The organism is Photobacterium chitinilyticum, assembly GCF_004104355.1.
In the GTDB taxonomy this organism is placed as follows: Bacteria; Pseudomonadota; Gammaproteobacteria; order Enterobacterales; family Vibrionaceae; genus Photobacterium; species Photobacterium chitinilyticum.
The window spans coordinates 1-1,583 of record NZ_RJLM01000053.1; the positions used below are offsets into that span (position 1 = coordinate 1).

Here is a 1,583-nt window from a genome sequence, read left to right on the forward strand (position 1 = left end):
GCGGAGGTGCAGGCACTGACCGAGGCCAGCGATCCTCTTAATCGCGAGTTCACCGTCACCACTGCCGACGGCACCGAGCATACCGTCACTGTCACCATCAACGGCAGCGACGACGGCGCGGTTGTTACCCCGTCRACACCGGATGCAGATACCGGCACCGTGAAGGAAGACACGGTGTTGACCACCGGCGGCAAGCTGGACGTGTCAGACCCGGATGCGGGCGAGGCGGTGTTTGATGCCGAGACCGTGACCGACGGCAATTTCGGTACGTTCAAAATCGGTACTGACGGCACCTGGAGCTACGAGCTGAACAACGGTTCGGCGGAGGTGCAGGCGCTGACCGAGGCAAGCGAACCGCTGAGCCGCGAGTTCACCGTGACGACTGCCGACGGCACCGAGCATACGGTGACTGTCACCATCAACGGCAGCGACGACGGCGCCGTTGTTACCCCATCAACACCGGATGCCGATGCAGGTACCGTCAAGGAAGATGCCGTGTTGACCACCGGCGGCAAGCTGGACGTGGTCGACCCGGATGCGGGCGAGGCGGTGTTTGATGCGAAGACCGTCACCGACGGCAACTACGGGACGTTCACTATCGGTACTGACGGTACCTGGAGCTACGAGCTGAACAACGGTTCGGCGGAGGTGCAGGCGCTGACCGAGGCAAGCGAACCGCTGAGCCGCGAGTTTACCGTCACCACTGCCGACGGCACCGAGCATACCGTCACTGTCACCATCAACGGCAGCGACGACGGTGCGGTTGTTACCCCGACCACACCGGATGCGGATACCGGCACCGTCAAAGAAGACACAACCCTGACTACCGGCGGCAAGCTGGACGTGGTCGACCCGGATGCGGGCGAGGCGGTGTTTGATGCGAAGACCGTCACCGACGGCAATTTCGGTACGTTCAAGATCGGTACTGACGGTACCTGGAGCTATGAGCTGAACAACGGTTCGGCCGAGGTCCAGGCGCTGACCGAGGACTCCGAGCCACTGAGCCGCGAGTTTACCGTGACGACTGCCGACGGCACCGAGCATACCGTCACTGTTACCATCAACGGCAGCGACGACGGCGCCGTGATCACACCTTCTGTGCCGGATGCGGATACCGGCACGGTGAAGGAAGACACAACCCTGACCACCGGCGGCAAGCTGGACGTGGTCGACCCGGATGCGGGCGAGGCGGTGTTTGATGCCGAGACCGTGACCGACGGCAATTTCGGGACGTTCACTATCGGTACAGACGGTACCTGGAGCTATGAGCTGAACAACGGTTCGGCCGAAGTACAGGCGCTGACCGAGGCAAGCGATCCTCTTAATCGCGAGTTTACCGTGACGACTGCCGACGGCACCGAGCATACGGTGACTGTCACCATCAACGGCAGCGACGACGGCGCCGTGATCACACCTTCTGTGCCGGATGCCGATGCCGGCACGGTGAAGGAAGATACGGTGTTGACCACCGGCGGCAAGCTGGACGTGGTCGACCCGGATGCGGGCGAGGCGGTGTTTGATGCCGAGACTGTCACCGACGGCAATTTCGGGACGTTCAAGATCGGAACAGACGGTACCTGGAG

At 62.4% G+C, this 1,583-nt stretch carries 1 protein-coding gene; it reads left to right on the forward strand.

The features are described 5' to 3' along the window. Positions 1 to 1,583: VCBS domain-containing protein (locus tag EDI28_RS25695; RefSeq protein WP_233353518.1), on the forward strand; the 1,583-nt coding region annotated here is incomplete at both ends.